Source organism: Streptomyces sp. NPDC021080 (assembly GCF_044333225.1).
Taxonomy (GTDB): Bacteria; Actinomycetota; Actinomycetes; order Streptomycetales; family Streptomycetaceae; genus Streptomyces.
On sequence record NZ_JBIRQM010000001.1, the window covers coordinates 177,662 to 193,167 of the forward strand.

Below are 15,506 nucleotides of genomic sequence, written 5' to 3' on the forward strand. Positions count from 1 at the left end.
ACACGCGCGAATGGTTCAGGAGGCGTCCGCACGCCCGCCGACGGCCGTGCGTCCCGTCTGCCGACGGGCATGCGTCCCGATCCGTCCACGGCCCGTGCGTCCCGTCTGCCGACGGCCCACGCGTCCCGTCCACCGACGGCCGTGCGTCCCGTCCGTCGGTGGCCCGCGCGGCGCTCGGCGTTCGGGCTCAGCGTTCGGGCAGCCACTGGTGGTCGATCCGGTGCGAGGGGTGCCGCTCCGCCGGGCGGGTGTCGTCGATCCGGAAGGTCAGACTGTTCATGACCCCCACCACGCCGTCGACCCGCCACGTCAGCCGGACGGCCTCCGGGATCTCGCTGCGGTGCTCCAGCCGCCCCTCCAGCGTCACCACTCCGTCGCCGACCGAGACGATCACGGAATGCGGCGGCAGCGACAGCGCCCGCCCCATCACGTCGTCCGCGACCTCACGGCGGATCTCCTCGTCCGTCCGCAGGAACACCCGCAGCAGATCGCGGCGGGTGGCGATCCCGATCAGCCGGTCCTCCTCGTCCACCACGGGAAGCCGCTCGACGCCATGGCGTTCCATGACCCGGGCGGCATCGGCCACGCGCAGCTCCGGATGCACGGTGACCGCGGGCGACGACATCAGCTGCTCCGCGGTCGTGGACCGGCCGGGCTCCGCCCCGGCGGTCGCCGCGCGGCGCGCCGCCCGCTCCGGACGGGGCGGCCACGGCAGCGCGCGGCGCAGCGACGGCAGCAGGCGGCGCGCCTCCCGACCGCGCCCGGACCGGGCCGCCTGCAGGCGCAGCAGATCGGTCTCCGAGATCACGCCCACGACCTTGTCGTCGTCGTCCACGACCGGCAGCCCGCTGATCCGGTACCGGTCCAGCAGCCGGGCCACGTCCTTGAAGGACATCCTCCGATGCGCCCCGACGACCTCGCTGGTCATCACCTGCCCGACGATGAGGGTCATCTCGCCACCTCGCTTCCTGCTCGGACGGCTTTCCATGGTTCCGCGCCGGCGCGTCCGGGGCCAGGGGCCGATCGTCCTCGGCTAGGGGCCGGACCGTCCTCGGCCGAGGGCCGGAGCGTCCTCAGCGGGGGCCGGAGCATCCCGGCCGGCAGGTCCACGGATCCGGTCCCGGCATTCCCGGCCCGGGCCTCACCGGCTCTTGAGGCCGACCCCGCCGTACAGGGACACCGGTTCGTCGCCGATCGCGTGCTCCCCCTCCGCGAGCTCGGGACGCCAGTCCTTCACCGAGACGATGCCCGGTTCGACCAGGTCGAGCCCCTCGAAGAAGCGGCTCACGCCCGCGTGCGAACGGCCCACCAGGGTGACGCCGCCGCGCGCGTACGCCTCGATGCCCTGCCGGACCTCCTCCGGCTCGAAGTCGGCGGTCATCGCGGACAGCGACAGGTAGCTGCCCGGCGCCAGCGCGTCGACCAGAGTCCCGACCAGCTCGTACGCGCCGCTGTCGTCGGCGATGAAGTGCATCAGCGCGATCAGCGACAGGGCCACGGGCCGGTCGAGGTCCAGCACGCGCGCGGCCTCGTCGAGGATCTTCCGCGGCTCGCGCGCGTCCGCCTGGACGTACGCCGTCATGCCCTCGTCCGTGCCGCGCAGCAGCGCCTCGGCGTGGGCGAGCACGATCGGGTCGTTGTCGACGTACACCACCCGCGCGTCCGGAGCGGTGCCCTGCGCGATCTGGTGGAGATTGGGCTCGGTGGGAATGCCGGTGCCGATGTCCAGGAACTGGCGGATTCCCGCCGTGCGGACCAGGTGGCGGGTGGCCCGCTGCATGAACCACCGGTTGCTGCGCGCGGCCCGCTTGGCCCCGGGATCACGCGCCGTGATCTGCTGCCCGAGCCGCTCGTCGACCGGATAGTTGTCCTTGCCGCCCAGATACCAGTCGTACACCCGTGCCGGATGCGGCCGGGTGGTGTCGATCCCGTCCGCGGTGGACCCCGTCCCCGTCATGCGACAACTCCCCGTTCCACTGGGCCTGTTCGCCCCGTCGGCCTGGGTCCGGCGGGGTGCGCGAGCAGTCTGCCATCCGTGCGCGGGGCGGAGCCGGCGGCCGTCGATCCCCGGCCACCGCCGAGGTCGCCACGGCCGTGGAACGATCCGTACGGACTCGGGTGTTCGGGGCGGATGGGTGGATGAGCGGATACCGGCGGCAGGGGATCTTCCCAAGGGGCCGGTGCGGCGATATAGTCCAAAACTAGCAGTGCTAATTAATGCTGGTGCTGGCTTGTCCTCGTCAACGTCCGGTGCCCGGTCGCCGGTGTCCGTCAGGAGTCCTGTCGTGCGTCCCGTCCACTTCGCGGCCGCCCGCCGCACGCCCATCGGCAAGCTGCGCGGTGCCCTGTCCTCCGTACGGCCCGACGACCTCGCCGCGGGCGTCGTCCGCGCTCTGGTCGCCGAGGTGCCGACACTGGATCCGGCCCGCGTCGACGACGTCTACTGGGGCGCGGCCAACCAGGCCGGCGAGGACAACCGCAATGTCGCCCGGATGGCCGCGCTGCTCGCCGGACTGCCCGACAGCGTGCCCGGCGCCACCGTCAACCGGCTCTGCGCCTCCGGCCTCGAAGCCATCACGACGGCGGCCCGCGCCATCGCCTCCGGCGAGGCCGACATCGTGCTGGCCGGCGGCTCCGAGTCCATGAGCCGGGCCCCCTTCGTGCTGCCCCGCCCGGACGAGGCGCTGCCGCACCGCATCGAGACCGTCGACACCCGGCTCGGCTGGCGCCTGGTCAACCCGGCGATGAAGGACCTGCACGGCGTCCTGTCCATGGGGGAGACCGCCGAGGAGGTCGCCGGGCGCTACGGCGTCTCGCGCGAGCGGCAGGACGCGTTCGCGCTGCGCAGCCACCGGCGTGCGGCGGACGCCCGCAAGAACGGGTGCTTCGACGCCGAACTCCTTCCGGTGGAGCGTGCCGACGGCGTGATCGTCGACAGCGACGAATGCGTACGGGAGGACACCTCGCTCGACAAACTGGCCCGTCTCAAGCCGGTGTTCCGAGCCGGCGGCACCGTCACCGCGGGCAACGCCTCGCCGATGAACGACGGCGCCGCGGGCGTGCTGCTCGTCAGCGAGGAAGCCCTGAACGACCTCGGGCTGGAATCCCTCGGGCGCTACGTCGCCGGGGCCTCGGCCGGTGTCCATCCCGACGTCATGGGCATCGGCCCGGTGCCCGCGACCCGCAAGGCGCTCGCACGCGTCGGCTGGAGCGTCGCCGACATCCAGGAGGCCGAGTTCAACGAGGCGTTCGCCGCCCAGGCCCTCGCCTGCGTGGACCAGCTCGGCATCGACCCCGACCTCGTCAACCCGACCGGCGGCGCCATCGCGCTGGGGCACCCGCTCGGCGCCTCGGGAGCCCGCATCCTCGCCACCCTGCTGCACCGCATGCGCCGCACGGGCGCCGAGCGCGGACTGGCCACCATGTGCGTCGGTGTGGGGCAGGGCAGCGCGGTCCTGGTGGAGCGCCACTGACGTCCCGGGCTCCGGATCCCGGGCCGCGGGTCTCGTACGCGGGGGCGTCACTACGCGGAGCGGGGACGTCACGGGTGGCCGTACGCCCTCGCGCGCGCCCGCCCGGCCGGGTCCGCCCGGTACACCGGACGACCTCGGACACCGGCTGACCCGGGTGGACAGGCCGACCTGGGTGGACCCGCCCGCCCCGGTCCGCCGGTCGCCCCGGTCCGCCGGAGGCCCGGATCGAACACCCCGCGGGACCCTCGTCGGGGCGGCGAGAAGCGTGGGCATAGCATCGACCCCCGCATGAACACGATGACGCTCTGGCACATATCCATGGGGGAGTTCGCCGCTCTGGCCGCCGCGGCGATGCTCGTCGGCTTCTCCAAGACCGCCGTCAGCGGCGCCAACACGGTCAGTCTGGCGGTCTTCGCCGCCGTACTGCCCGCTCGCGCCTCGACGGGCGTTCTGCTGCCCCTCCTGATCGTCGGCGATGTGCTCGCCGTCGCCACCTACCGGCGCCACGCCCACTGGCCCACGCTGTGGCGGCTGTTCCCGGCGGTCGCCGCCGGTGTCGTGCTCGGCACGGTGTTCCTAGTGTGGGCGGACGACGCCGTCGTACGGGCCTCGATCGGCGTGACCCTGCTGCTGATGACCGGGATCACGCTGTGGCGCCGCCGGGCGGCCGTCCAGGACGAGGAACCCGACGCCGTCGTGACCCGCGCGGGCCGCGTCAGGGCGCGTTCCTACGGCGTCCTCGGCGGATTCACCACCATGGTCGCCAACGCGGGCGGCCCGGTCATGTCGATGTATCTCCTCTCGGCGGGCTTCCGCAAGCTCGGCTTCCTCGGCACCTCCGCCTTCTTCTTCCTGATCGTCAACGTCTCCAAGCTGCCGTTCAGCGCGGGCCTCGGCCTGATCGACGGCCGTTCGCTGCTGCTGGACGCGGCGCTGGCCGTCTTCGTGGTGCCGGGGGCGTTCCTCGGGAAGTGGGCGGTGAAGCGCATCAACCAGCTGCTCTTCGACCGTCTGGTGATCGCGGCGACGGTGGTGGGCGGAGTACAGCTGCTGCTCCGCTGACCGCCGCCCCTGCTCGGCCGTCCCCGCCTCGGCGGCGCGGCGCCGGTCAGCCCGTGGTGGCCGAGGTCAGCTCCGGGGGCCGGTCGGGCTGCAGACCCTGTGTCAGGTCCTCGACGAGCAGCCGCTTGGCGATGGTGTCGACGGCGGCGCGCAGTTCCGTGCCCGACGGGCGGCCGAGGTCCCGTTCCACCCGTGCGGCGAGCCAGCGGCCCCAGGCCTCACTGATCACCCGTGCCTCGCGTTCGCCCGCCGTCGTGTGCGAGAACAGTGATCCGTGCCGGGTCAGATAGCCCTCCTCGACCATGCGGTCGAAGACCGGGAGAAGCACCTCGGGCGGCAGCCGGCGCCGGGCGGCGATCAGCGCGAGGTTGGCGTGACCGACCATGCGGGTGAACAGCTCCACCTGCATCACGGCCCAGGCGCCCGCCACATCCAGCCGGGTGTCGGAGTCCAGCACGATCCGGCGCGCGGTGTTCATCTCCGTGGTGCCGATGATCTTCCCGACCGCGGCCTCCAGCAGCCTGCGGGAGTCCGCGGTGGACGGCGACGCGAACCCCTCGCCCATGTCCGTCGACCCCATGCGCGCGCTGTCGCGCAGCTCCACCTGCTTGAGGAACAGGGCCACGACGAAGCCGAGCACCGCGACCGGGACCGTCCACAGGAACACCGTGTGAATGGTGTCGGCGTACGCGTCGACGATGGGCGCGGCAGCTCTCGGAGGCAGTTTGTGCAGCCCCTCCGGGCTCTGCGCCGCCCGGGCGATGACGGCGGGCGGGGCCGCACCCGTCTCGGCGGCGGCCCTGACCCCTTCGGCCAGGTTGGGCTTCAGCGCGTTGGTGTAGATCGTGCCGAAGACGGCCGTGCCGAACGAACTGCCCAGCGTACGGAAGAAGGTGACCCCGGACGTCGCGGTGCCGAGGTCGGTGTACTCGACGGTGTTCTGCACCGCGATCGTCAGTACCTGCATGCACAGTCCGATCCCGGTGCCGAGCACGAACATGTACAGGGATTCCAGCCACGCCCCGGTGCCCGGCCCCATGCGCGACATCAGATAGAGCCCGACGGCCATCACGAGGGAGCCGACGATGGGGAAGATCCGGTACTGCCCGGTCTTGCTGACCACGTTGCCGCTGAAGACCGACGCGATGAGCAGCCCCATGACCAGCGGCAGCGTGCGCACCCCGGAGACGGTGGCCGAGTTCCCGTCGACGTACTGCAGATAGGTCGGCAGATACGTCATCGCGCCGAGCATCGCGAAGCCCACGATGAAACTGAGGACCGAGCAGACCGAGAAGACCGGGTTGGAGAACAGCCGCATCGGCAGCATCGGTTCGGCGGCACGCGTCTCCACCAGACAGAACAGACCGAGCGCGACCAGACCGCCGACGAACAGGCCGATGATGACCGGCGATCCCCAGGCGTACTCGTTGCCGCCCCAACTCGTCGCCAGGATCAGGGCGCTGGCCCCCACCGCGACCAGGGCGATGCCCAGATAGTCGATGACCGGCCGGGTCGCCGACTTGACCACGGGAATGGTGCGCGCCGCCGTGATCACCACGAGGATCGCGAGGGGCACGTTGATGTAGAACGCCCAGCGCCAGGTCAGATGGTCCGTGAACAGGCCGCCGAGCAGCGGCCCGATGACCGTGGCCACACCGAAGACGGCACCGATCGCACCCTGGTACTTGCCCCGCTCGCGCAGCGGGATGACATCGGCGATCAGCGCCATGGAGGTCACCATCAGACCGCCCGCGCCGACGCCCTGCAGACCCCGCCAGGCGATCAGCAGCGACATGTTCGTGGCGAGCCCGCACAGGAACGACCCCGTGATGAAGATGATCGCCGACGCCTGGAAGACCACCTTGCGGCCGAACAGGTCGCCGAACTTGCCGACGAGCACCGTGGCCACGGTCTCCGCCAGCAGGTACGAGGTCACCACCCAGGACATGTGCGCGGCGCCGCCCAGATCCGACACGATCGTCGGCAGCGCGGTGCCCACGATCGTCTGGTCCAGGGCGGCGAGCAGCAGACCCAGCGAGATCGTCGCGAAGACGACGTTGCGGCGGCGGCTGTCCAGCACCGGCGGTCCGGGCGCCCCCGCCGGGGCCGGCGCGGTGTCCTCCGTGATCGTCACATCGCCACCCTCACACCGGTGGGCTCCCGGTGCATGCGGGGCGATCCGCCCGGTGGACGGGCCGGCCGGCCCGTTCCCGGCTTCGCGGCGCGATCCCGGCTTCCCGGCCCCGCTCGTGGTCCCCCGGCGTGTTCCCGGCCCCCGGCCCCTGCTCAGCCTCCCGGATTCCTCCGCAGCAGATAGGTGTCCATGATCCATCCCTTGCGCTCCCGGGCCTCTGCGCGGAGCCGCTCGATGCGGGGGGCGGCCTCCGCCAGCGGACCGGAGGCGAGGATCTCGTCGGGTGTGCCGATGTAGGCGCCCCAGTAGATGTCGATGTCCTCGTCCGCGTACCGCCGGAACGTCTGATGGGCGTCGAGCATCACGACCACGTCGTCCACCCCGTCCGGGAAGCCCTCGGCCAGGCGCCGCCCGGTGGTGATCTGCACGGGCCGCGCGACCCGGTTCAACCCCGTGCGGTGCCGGGCGACGAGCGCCGAGACACTGCTGATCCCCGGTATCACGTCGTACGAGAACGTCACCGCGCCCCGGTCCAGGATCTCCTCCAGGATGCCGAGCGTGCTGTCGTACAGGGCCGGATCGCCCCACACGAGGAACGCGCCGCTCTCGTCCTCGCCCAGCTCCTCGGCGATCAGCCGTTCGTAGATGGCGGCGCGGGCGCTGCGCCAGTCCCCGACGGCGGGCGAGTACGCCGAGCCGCCCGCGGTCCGGTCCCGGTCCGGGTCCCGTGCCTCGACCAGGCGGTACGCCCCCTCGGGTACGTGCGCGTCGAGGATGTCGCGGCGCAGTCGGACGAGGTCCGACTTCACCTCGCCCTTGTCCAGGATGAAGAACACGTCCGTGCTCCTCAGCGCCTTGACCGCCTGCAGCGTGAGCTGATCGGGGTCGCCCGCTCCGATGCCGATGACATGAATCTTTCGCACACCGGGAGTCTGCCGTACGCCACTGACAGTGGACGCACCGCCCGTCGGTGCGCGAGCGTCACCGGAACGCGTGCCTGCTCGGGAGCCGGCGGCACGCCCTCGTCAGGCGGTCCGGCCCCGCAGCCGTGGCGCCGCCTCCGCCGCGTCGATCCGTCCGCCGTCGCGCTCCACGACGGCCGCCAACTCCCGTGCCCAGCCGGTGATGTCCGCGAGGTCCAGGCCGTACGGCCCGAGCCGTCCCGTCTGCGCCGTCCACTCCTCGACCGCCCCGGCTCCCCGCCGCAGCAGCCGTGCCCCGCCCGTCACGTTGCCCCGCGCCGCGTGGGTGAGTCCCACAGCGAGCTGGGCCAGCCCCCGCCAGAGCCCGCGCTCGTCCTGGGGACCGGACTTCCAGGCGTCCTCGAACACCTCGTGCGCGTGGAACGGCCTGCCCGCGTCCAGCAGCGCCTGCGCCTCGGCGACCGTCTCCTCGGGACGGCGCACGACGCCCTCCGGCGCCCGCTCCACCCCGGCCGCGCCGTAGGGCAGCGGGCGCCCCAGTCCGTCGCGGGGCCGGGCGTTGCGAGCCCGTCCCTCGGCGTCCCGGTCGCGTCCGTCGGCCCGTCGCGTCTTCGGTGTCCCGGTCATACGCCGATTGTCGCGCGCCCCGTCCCCCGGCGGAGCAGCGCCCGGCGTGGGGTAAAGTTCTGTTCGCACGATCACGCGGGTCACCGCGGGTGAAGGCACCGGGACGTGGCGCAGCTTGGTAGCGCACTTGACTGGGGGTCAAGGGGTCGCAGGTTCAAATCCTGTCGTCCCGACTTGCTCGACGCAGGTCGCAGGCCGTTTCCGCAGATGCGGGAACGGCCTTTTCCGTTGTTCCGGGAGACGTGGCCGACGCCGGACGCCCCCGGCCCGCACGGTTGTGGGGCGCCCGCGGGCCTCGGCCCGGATCCCCGGGTCCGTCGATGTGATGCGGGTCACTCGCCCGGTGTTCCGGGTCGGATCCGCGCGATCATGACCGGATGGACGCCCGTTTCCTCGGCATCGCCGAGCTGGCCGAAACCCCGTCCGTGGCGGTCGTGGTCGACGTCATGCGCGCCTTCACGGTGGCCGCCTGGGCCTTCGCCCAGGGGGCGGAGAAGATCGTTCTCGCCGAGTCGCCGGACGAGGTCCTGGCGCTCAAGGCCCGCCACCCGGACTGGGTGGCGCTCAAGGACGGTCCGCCCGCGCCCGGCTTCGACACCGTCAACTCACCGGGCCTGCTGCGGTCCCTCGACCTCGGCGGACGGACCGTGGTGCAGAAGACCACGGCGGGGACGGTCGGCGCCCTCGCGGTCAAGGACGCGTCGCTGGTGCTGTGCGCCGCCTTCGTGGTGGCGGAGGCGACGGCGCGGCTCCTGCGGGCACGCGGGTGCGACAGCGTCACGTTCGTGGTCACCGGCGAGGACGGGCGAGCCGACGAGGATCTGGCGTGCGCCCAGTACATCGCCCGGAGGGCCGGCGAGGCCGGGACGGACGCGGCCGGGTTCCTCCGCCGTGCCGCCGGGTCGCGCGCCGCGGCCGAGCTGGCGACGGGCGTGCGTCAAGGAGTTCATCCCGATGACGTCGCGCTCTGCTTGGAGCTCGACCGTTTCCCCTTCGCCATGGTGGCGGCCGCGGAGGACTCGCTCATGGTCCTGCGCCCGCATGCCGCGGCCGCGGCGGTCTGACCGCCGGTGCGGTCCGCCTCCCGGCGCGCCGGGAGGCGGGCGACGAGGAGTGAGCGGGCGCCCCGGCCGCCGCTGCGGGCGGGATCGCTCCCGCCCTCGATGTCCGGGGGCCTCGCACCGGCACCCGCCTCAGGCGATCCGTCCGACGTGCGCCAGCGCCTGCCGCAGCAGTACACCGTGACCGCCCGGCATGTCGTCCGTGACCACGGGGGACGCGGCCTCCTCCGGGCTGAACCACACCAGGTCCAGGGCATCCTGACGGGGGCGGCAGTCGCCCGTGACCGGCACGATGTACGCCAGGGACACCGCGTGCTGGCGCGGGTCGTGGAACGGCGTGACCCCCAGCGTCGGGAAGTACTCGGCGACGGTGAAGGGCTGCAGGGAGGCCGGGATCCGGGGGAGGGCCACCGGGCCGAGGTCCTTCTCCAGATGGCGCAGCAGGGCGTCGCGGACCCGTTCGTGGTGCAGCACCCGGCCCGAGACGAGGGAGCGGGTGACCGTCCCGTCCGGACCGATGCCGAGCAGGAGCCCGATGTGGGTGACTTCGCCGCTGTCGTCGACGCGCACCGGAACGGCCTCGACGTACAGGATCGGCATGCGGGCGCGGGCCGATTCCAGATCGTCGCGGGACAGCCAGCCGGGCGTGGTATCGGTCAAGTCAGACATTGCTTGATCATACTTTCCGTGCGTCCGGTGCGGGCGTGATGCTCCAGGTCAACGATGACTCACGGAAAGGGTCATTGTGTGTTCTTCGGCTTCGGCCGCGACGTTTCGGCCCCGGGAGGCCGGGCGTGGCGCGGAGGTCCGCGGACTCCGGGCGGAGCGCCCCGCCGGCCTCGTAGCCTGGTGCACGACCGGCGGGACGATCAACGGGACGACCGGCGGACGACGGGCTGGACCACGGGAGCGGCATGGCCAGGGAACGCACCACCGAGATCACCGACGCGGTCGTCGACAGCTTCGCGGGCGCGGCCGATCCGAGGCTGCGCGAGCTGCTCGGCGCGCTCACCCGCCATCTGCACGCCTTCGTCCGCGAGACGCGGCCGACGACGGGGGAGTGGGAGAGCGCCATGGCCTTCCTCGCGGAGACCGGGCACATGTGCACGGACACCCGGCAGGAGTTCATCCTCCTGTCGGACGTGCTCGGCGTGTCCATGCTGGTGGAGGCCCTGAACGGGCACGGCGGCCCGGGTGCGACGGAGTCGACGGTCCTCGGACCGTTCCACATGACCCGGTCGCCGGCGCGGGAACTCGGCGCGACCGTCGACCTGGTGGGCACCGGCGAGCCGTGTGTGGTCAGCGGCCGGGTGCTGTCCCGGGACGGTAGTCCGCTGCCGGGCGCGGTCCTCGACGTGTGGCAGGCGGACGGCGAGGGCTTCTACGACGTCCAGCGGCCGGACGTCCAGCCGCCCGGCAACGGCCGCGGGCTGTTCACCGCGGACGCCGAGGGCCGCTTCCGCTTCCGCACCTGCGTACCGAGCCCGTACCCGATTCCCACGGACGGTCCGGTCGGCGCCCTGCTCGGGGCCGCCGGCCGCCACCCCTGGCGCCCCGCCCACATTCACTTCATCGTCTCGGCCGAGGGCCACGCCCCCGTCACCACGCACATCTTCGTGGCGGGCAGCCCCTACCTGGACTCCGACGCCGTCTTCGCCGTGAAGAGCAGTCTCGTCCAGGACTTCGCCGAGACCGACGACCCTTCCCTGGCACGCGAGTTCGGCGTCCCGAACCCCTTCAGGCACGCCCGCTTCGACCTCGTACTGGAGCCCGCATGACGACCCCGCCGAGCGCCCCGCTCGACTTCACCCACGAGACCCGGCCCGTCCGGGTCGTCTTCCGGTCCGGTGCCTCGGTGACCGCGACGCCGGGGGAGGCCGCGCGGCTCGGGCTGCACCGGGTGCTCGTGGTGTGCGGCGGCCGGGGTGCGGAGGCCGCCCGCTCGGTGGCCGACGCGCTCGGCGACAGCTGTGTGGGGGTGCACGACGGCGCCCGGATGCACGTGCCCGTCGAGGTCGCCGACCGGGCCGTCGAGGTGGCCCGCGCCGCGGGCGCCGACGGGTGTGTCGCCGTCGGCGGCGGATCCGCGATCGGCCTCGGCAAGGCGATCGCGCTGCGCACCGGCCTGCCGCTGATCGCCGTGCCCTCCACCTACTCGGGCTCCGAGATGACGTCCGTGTGGGGCCTGACCGAGCGGGGCGTCAAACGCACCGGGCGCGACTCCTCCGTACAGCCGCGCTGTGTCGTCTACGACCCCGACCTCACCCTCGGCCTCCCGGTCCCGCTCTCGGTGACCAGCGGGGTCAACGCCCTCGCGCACGCGGCCGAGGCGCTGTACGCCCCCGATGCCTCCCCGCTCGTGTCCCTCATGGCGGAGGAGGGCGTACGGGCGATGGCCGGCGCGCTTCCCGGCGTGGCCGCGGACCCCGGTGACGCGTGGGCGCGCGGCCGGGCCCTGTACGGCGCCTGGCTCTGCGGTTCCTGCCTCGGCGCGACGACCATGGGCCTGCACCACAAGCTGTGCCATGTCCTCGGCGGCACTTTCGGTCTGCCGCACGCCGAGACCCACACCGTGGTCCTTCCGTACACCCTCGCCCACAACGCGTCCGCCGCGCCCGAGGCGATGGCCGTCCTGGCGCGGGCCCTGGACGCCCCCGACGCCCCCCGCGCCCTCCAGGAGCTCGCGCGGCGCCTCGGTGCTCCCCGCACCCTGGCCGAACTCGGCCTGAAGGAGGCCGACTTGGCCCGTGCGGCGGCCCAGGTGGCCGCCGAGTCCTACCCCAACCCCCGCGAGGTCACCGCGAACGGTGTCCTCGGGCTGCTGACGGCCGCGTACGAAGGCTGGGAGCCGCGCGCCGAGGACGCGTAACCAGGCGGTGGGACAAGGGAGTCGGGCTCCGCGCGCGGTGCGGAGCCCTTCGGTCGGCTGCCCTTTCCTCCCTGTCGGTGAATCCTTCACCGCTCCGAGACCCGCCGCCTCTGGCGCTTTTCCCGCCCGCCCGGAAGTCTGATCTGGGCATGCCAAGATGACCGCCTGGTCTGCCCTGCCCCCACGCAGCGGTCGATCTGGAGGAAAGCAGTGACATCAAGCTCGCGGACCCGCAAGGTCTCGCTCGTCCTCGGCAGCGCCGTCGCGCTGGTCGTCGCCTTCCCGGGCAGCGCCCTCGCCGACCCGCCCGCGGCCTTGCCCGGGAACGCGGACGCGCTGGAGAGCACGTTCCAGCCGGCCTTCGACTACGACACCGACGGCTGTTACCCGACCCCCGCCATCGGCCCCGACGGGACCGTCAACCCCGGCCTCAAGCCCTCCGGGGCCCTGAACGGCCACTGTCACGACCCCTGGGACCTCGACAACACCAACGGGTACTCCCGGGAGAAGTGCAACAACGGCTGGTGCGCCATCATCTACGGCCTCTACATGGAGAAGGACCAGGCCGTCGTCGGCAGCGGCCTCGGCGGGCACCGCAACGACTGGGAACACGTCGTGGTGTGGGTCCAGGACAACGAGGCCAAGTACGTCTCCACGTCGGCGCACGGCAACTTCAACATCTACGACCGGGACCGGATCCGCTGGGACGGAACCCACCCCAAGGTCGTCTACCACAAGGACGGCATCGGCACGCACTGCTTCCGGCCCGCCAACACCAACGACGAGCCGCCGGAGAACGCCCACCACACCTGGCAGTTCCCGACCCTGGTCGGCTGGAACGGCTACCCCGCCGGACTCCGCGACAAGCTGACCTCGTACGACTTCGGCAGCGCCCACTTCGGCCTCAGGGACGACAGCTTCAACTCCCACCTGGCGAAGGCGAAGCCGGCCGGCATCGCCTTCGACCCCAACGCCTGACCGGCCCCGGGACACCGACCCCGTGCGTCGCGCCCGGCGCCGAGCCTCCGTTCCGTCCGGCACCAACCCCTTCTGCGCTGCGGCGATGACCCCCGTTGCGCTGCGGCGATGACCGTGTGTGTGCGGTCGTCCACCGACGTGCGGTAAGGTTCGGGTGCGCGAACACGCGGGCAACCGCGAGTGAGACGCATCGGGACGTGGCGCAGCTTGGTAGCGCACTTGACTGGGGGTCAAGGGGTCGCAGGTTCAAATCCTGTCGTCCCGACCGGGGTTCGCCCCGTTGTCGCAGATAAGAGGCCGTTTCCTCGTTCACGGGGAAGCGGCCTCCGGCGTTCCGGGGAACTGACTCCCGCACCCTGCGCCGTCGTGAAGGGCGCGGGGTGGGCGGTCCGCCGCCGTGGTGGATATCCGCTGGTCCCGGCGGTCGAGGAGTGGCTACGGTGGGTGGCCGGCCATGTTGGAGAGGGACGGCGATGACCGAGACGGAGACGGCGACGGCGACGGCGCTGCGGCCGGTGTTCCTCACCACGGCCCAGGAGACCAGCACCGCACTGCTCCTCGCGGAAGCGGCGCGGAGGCGCGGTCTGGAGCACGTCGTACTGGACGGCCCGGACGTGGTGGATGCCCTGGCCGGGCGCGCCGTGCACTGGTACGGCGGGCCGCTGGCGGCGGACCGGGTCGCCGCCCGGCTGGGCCTGGCGCTGCTGGAGCCGGCCGACGCCTGGCTCGCCGAGCTGCCCGAGGAGTTCACCGGCCGACGCATCACGCTGACCACGCTCTCGCAGGCGTGGACCGCGAGTCGCCCGCTGTTCGTCAAACCACCGAGCGACAAGCAGTTCCCCGCGGCCGTCTACCCAGACGGCACCCGGCTGCCGCGGCAAGGCGAGCGGATCGGCCCCGACACCCCGGTGCTGGTCTCGGAGGTGGTGACCTTCGCCGTCGAGTACCGGCTGTTCGTCCTCGACGGGCGCATCGTCACGGGCAGCCGCTATGCCCGTTTCGGGCGGCTCGACGTCGCGGCACTGGAGGACGACGCCCACGAGCGGGAGGTCCGCGCGTTCACCGATCTGCTCCTGCGCAGCCGGCGGGGCTCGCTGCCCGGCGCCGTGGCCGTCGACGTCGGCCTCAGCCAGGATCCCGACACCGGTGGCGAACGGTGGGCGGTGGTCGAGGCGAACATGCCCTGGTTCGCCCATGGCTACGCGGCCGATCCCGACCGCGTCCTGGAGGTCGTTCTGCGGGCCGCCGGCCCACGGGACCTGGTCGCTCCCGACGACCGCGTATTCCTGCGCACGGTATCCGCCCCGGCCGAAGCGCCCGACGTCCGGGAGGAGAGGCCGCCTGCGCGGGAACAGTTCATGCCTCGGACGGCGGCCGACACCCTGAGCGCGGACAGCCCGCATGGAAAGAGCGGATGAAGCGGATCCAGCGGGTCGCCGGCGCGGTCGTCGGCTCGGCGGTGGGTGACGCGTTGGGCGCCCCCTTCGAGTTCGGCCTCCCGGGAGTGTTCACCGCACGGTTTCCCGTGCCGGGCGCCGGTGACGAGATGAGCGGAGGCGGCGGCTGGGACCCGGGGGAGGCCACCGACGACACGCAGATGGCCGTCCTGGTCGCGGAGTCCCTGCTGGAGCGGGGCGGACTGGATCCGCCGGACATCTTCGCCCGCTTTCAGCGGTGGGCGGCGTCGGAACCCAAGGACATCGGCCTGCAGACCGAGGACGTCCTCACCAACGGCATGACCTGGGACCTCGCCGCCGCGGTCCACTTCCAGGTCAACCGGCGAGCCGCCGGAAACGGCTCCTTGATGCGGGCGTCGACGTCCGCGGTCCACTTCGCTCCCGCGGGCCGGGAGGCCACCATGGACGCGGCCCGCCGCATCGCCGCCCTCACCCACGGCGACCGCGCGGCCTGGGAAGGCACCGCGATCTTCCACGAACTCATCCGTGTCGTGCTCGAAGGCACCGACCCCCTCGCCGCGCTCCCGGACGTCCTCGCCCTCGTCCATCCCGACCACCGCGTGCGCTACGCGACGGTCCTCGCGCCCGACTGGCACCCCGATCGGGCGACCGAGTTCAACGGCGCCGTCTGGCCCTGCCTGGGCTCCGCCGTATGGGCCCTTCGTACCACCACCGGCTTCGAGGACGCGCTGCGCGCCGCGATCGACCTCGGCGGTGACACGGACACCGTCGCCGCGGTGACCGGGGGCCTCGCGGGGGCGTACTACGGCCTGGAAGCGATCCCCGCCCACTGGACCCGGCCCCTCCACGTTCCCCTCCCCGGATTCGACGGGCGAGTACTGCACCTGGCGGATCTGCTCCACCTCGCACACCGCCTGGGGAAGTGGTCTTCAACGGCCACTCCGTCGCCCTGACCACCCGC

The 15,506-nt window shown here is 72.6% G+C and carries 14 protein-coding genes and 2 tRNA genes; 10 read left to right on the plus strand and 6 right to left on the minus strand.

Going from position 1 to position 15,506, the window contains the following annotated elements:
* Positions 1-187: 187 nt before the first annotated feature.
* The gene (locus ACH4S8_RS00785) at positions 188-952 is read right to left on the minus strand and encodes a CBS domain-containing protein (protein WP_398389577.1); all 765 of its coding nucleotides are present in this window, start codon (positions 950-952) and stop codon (positions 188-190) included.
* Positions 953-1,141: 189 nt separating this feature from the next.
* Positions 1,142-1,957 carry an SAM-dependent methyltransferase gene (locus ACH4S8_RS00790; protein WP_398389579.1) on the minus strand — a complete coding sequence of 272 codons (816 nt, stop codon included), beginning with the start codon at positions 1,955-1,957 and terminating at the stop codon, positions 1,142-1,144.
* 328 nt (positions 1,958-2,285) lie between these two features.
* Between ACH4S8_RS00790 and ACH4S8_RS00795 the strand changes: the two genes are divergently transcribed.
* A complete protein-coding gene (locus ACH4S8_RS00795) occupies positions 2,286-3,473 on the plus strand; it encodes a thiolase family protein (protein WP_398389581.1) in 1,188 nt (395 codons plus the stop codon).
* Positions 3,474-3,761: 288 nt separating this feature from the next.
* Positions 3,762-4,535 carry a sulfite exporter TauE/SafE family protein gene (locus ACH4S8_RS00800; protein ID WP_398389583.1) on the plus strand — a complete coding sequence of 258 codons (774 nt, stop codon included), beginning with the start codon at positions 3,762-3,764 and terminating at the stop codon, positions 4,533-4,535.
* A 46-nt stretch (positions 4,536-4,581) separates the two neighbouring features.
* Here ACH4S8_RS00800 and ACH4S8_RS00805 read toward each other — a convergent pair whose 3' ends face one another.
* The 3 genes from ACH4S8_RS00805 to ACH4S8_RS00815 form a co-directional block, all read right to left on the minus strand.
* Positions 4,582-6,669 (minus strand): MDR family MFS transporter, encoded by a 2,088-nt coding sequence (locus ACH4S8_RS00805; RefSeq protein WP_398389585.1) that lies wholly within the window; start codon positions 6,667-6,669, stop codon positions 4,582-4,584.
* 152 nt (positions 6,670-6,821) lie between these two features.
* On the minus strand, positions 6,822-7,592 hold the full coding sequence (cobF, locus tag ACH4S8_RS00810; protein ID WP_398389587.1) for a precorrin-6A synthase (deacetylating): 771 nt from the start codon (positions 7,590-7,592) through the stop codon (positions 6,822-6,824).
* Positions 7,593-7,694: 102 nt separating this feature from the next.
* Entirely contained in the window at positions 7,695-8,219 is a 525-nt protein-coding gene (locus ACH4S8_RS00815; protein ID WP_398389589.1) for a DUF309 domain-containing protein, read from the minus strand.
* 99 nt (positions 8,220-8,318) lie between these two features.
* On the opposite strand from ACH4S8_RS00815, the gene ACH4S8_RS00820 reads away from it, so the two are divergent.
* Positions 8,319-8,392 (plus strand) — tRNA-Pro (locus tag ACH4S8_RS00820).
* 204 nt (positions 8,393-8,596) lie between these two features.
* Positions 8,597-9,283, plus strand: coding sequence for a 2-phosphosulfolactate phosphatase (locus ACH4S8_RS00825; RefSeq protein ID WP_398389591.1), 687 nt, complete (start codon positions 8,597-8,599; stop codon positions 9,281-9,283).
* Positions 9,284-9,412: 129 nt separating this feature from the next.
* Here ACH4S8_RS00825 and ACH4S8_RS00830 read toward each other — a convergent pair whose 3' ends face one another.
* Positions 9,413-9,949, minus strand: a complete 537-nt coding sequence (locus tag ACH4S8_RS00830; RefSeq protein ID WP_398389593.1) for an NUDIX hydrolase family protein — start codon at positions 9,947-9,949, stop codon at positions 9,413-9,415.
* Positions 9,950-10,194: 245 nt separating this feature from the next.
* Here ACH4S8_RS00830 and ACH4S8_RS00835 point away from each other — a divergent pair, with 245 nt between their 5' ends.
* The 6 genes from ACH4S8_RS00835 to ACH4S8_RS00860 all read left to right on the plus strand — a co-directional run bounded on the left by ACH4S8_RS00835 (position 10,195) and on the right by ACH4S8_RS00860 (position 15,498).
* Positions 10,195-11,058, plus strand: coding sequence for a dioxygenase (locus ACH4S8_RS00835; protein ID WP_398389595.1), 864 nt, complete (start codon positions 10,195-10,197; stop codon positions 11,056-11,058).
* On the plus strand, positions 11,055-12,149 hold the full coding sequence (locus ACH4S8_RS00840) for a maleylacetate reductase (protein ID WP_398389597.1): 1,095 nt from the start codon (positions 11,055-11,057) through the stop codon (positions 12,147-12,149). The genes ACH4S8_RS00835 and ACH4S8_RS00840 overlap by 4 nt, the downstream gene beginning before the upstream one ends.
* 210 nt (positions 12,150-12,359) lie before the next feature.
* A complete protein-coding gene (locus tag ACH4S8_RS00845) occupies positions 12,360-13,127 on the plus strand; it encodes an NPP1 family protein (RefSeq protein WP_398389599.1) in 768 nt (255 codons plus the stop codon).
* A 191-nt stretch (positions 13,128-13,318) separates the two neighbouring features.
* Positions 13,319-13,392: transfer RNA gene (locus ACH4S8_RS00850), tRNA-Pro, on the plus strand.
* Positions 13,393-13,600: 208 nt separating this feature from the next.
* Entirely contained in the window at positions 13,601-14,545 is a 945-nt protein-coding gene (locus tag ACH4S8_RS00855; RefSeq protein ID WP_398389601.1) for an ATP-grasp domain-containing protein, read from the plus strand.
* Positions 14,542-15,498: an ADP-ribosylglycohydrolase family protein gene (locus ACH4S8_RS00860; RefSeq protein WP_398389602.1), complete on the plus strand. Its 957-nt coding sequence runs from the start codon at positions 14,542-14,544 to the stop codon at positions 15,496-15,498. Before ACH4S8_RS00855 ends, ACH4S8_RS00860 begins: the two co-directional genes overlap by 4 nt.
* The last annotated feature ends 8 nt before the right edge of the window (positions 15,499-15,506 follow it).

Excerpts from the sequence above, each read along its gene's own strand:
- ACH4S8_RS00785 (WP_398389577.1), bottom strand. The coding sequence starts at position 952 with ATGACCCTCATCGTCGGGCAGGTGATGACCAGCGAGGTCGTCGGGGCG.
- ACH4S8_RS00790 (WP_398389579.1), bottom strand. The coding sequence starts at position 1,957 with ATGACGGGGACGGGGTCCACCGCGGACGGGATCGACACCACCCGGCCG.
- ACH4S8_RS00800 (WP_398389583.1), top strand. The coding sequence starts at position 3,762 with ATGAACACGATGACGCTCTGGCACATATCCATGGGGGAGTTCGCCGCT.
- ACH4S8_RS00815 (WP_398389589.1), bottom strand. The coding sequence starts at position 8,219 with ATGACCGGGACACCGAAGACGCGACGGGCCGACGGACGCGACCGGGAC.
- ACH4S8_RS00825 (WP_398389591.1), top strand. The coding sequence starts at position 8,597 with ATGGACGCCCGTTTCCTCGGCATCGCCGAGCTGGCCGAAACCCCGTCC.
- ACH4S8_RS00830 (WP_398389593.1), bottom strand. The coding sequence starts at position 9,949 with ATGTCTGACTTGACCGATACCACGCCCGGCTGGCTGTCCCGCGACGAT.
- ACH4S8_RS00835 (WP_398389595.1), top strand. The coding sequence starts at position 10,195 with ATGGCCAGGGAACGCACCACCGAGATCACCGACGCGGTCGTCGACAGC.
- ACH4S8_RS00840 (WP_398389597.1), top strand. The coding sequence starts at position 11,055 with ATGACGACCCCGCCGAGCGCCCCGCTCGACTTCACCCACGAGACCCGG.
- ACH4S8_RS00855 (WP_398389601.1), top strand. The coding sequence starts at position 13,601 with ATGACCGAGACGGAGACGGCGACGGCGACGGCGCTGCGGCCGGTGTTC.
- ACH4S8_RS00860 (WP_398389602.1), top strand. The coding sequence starts at position 14,542 with ATGAAGCGGATCCAGCGGGTCGCCGGCGCGGTCGTCGGCTCGGCGGTG.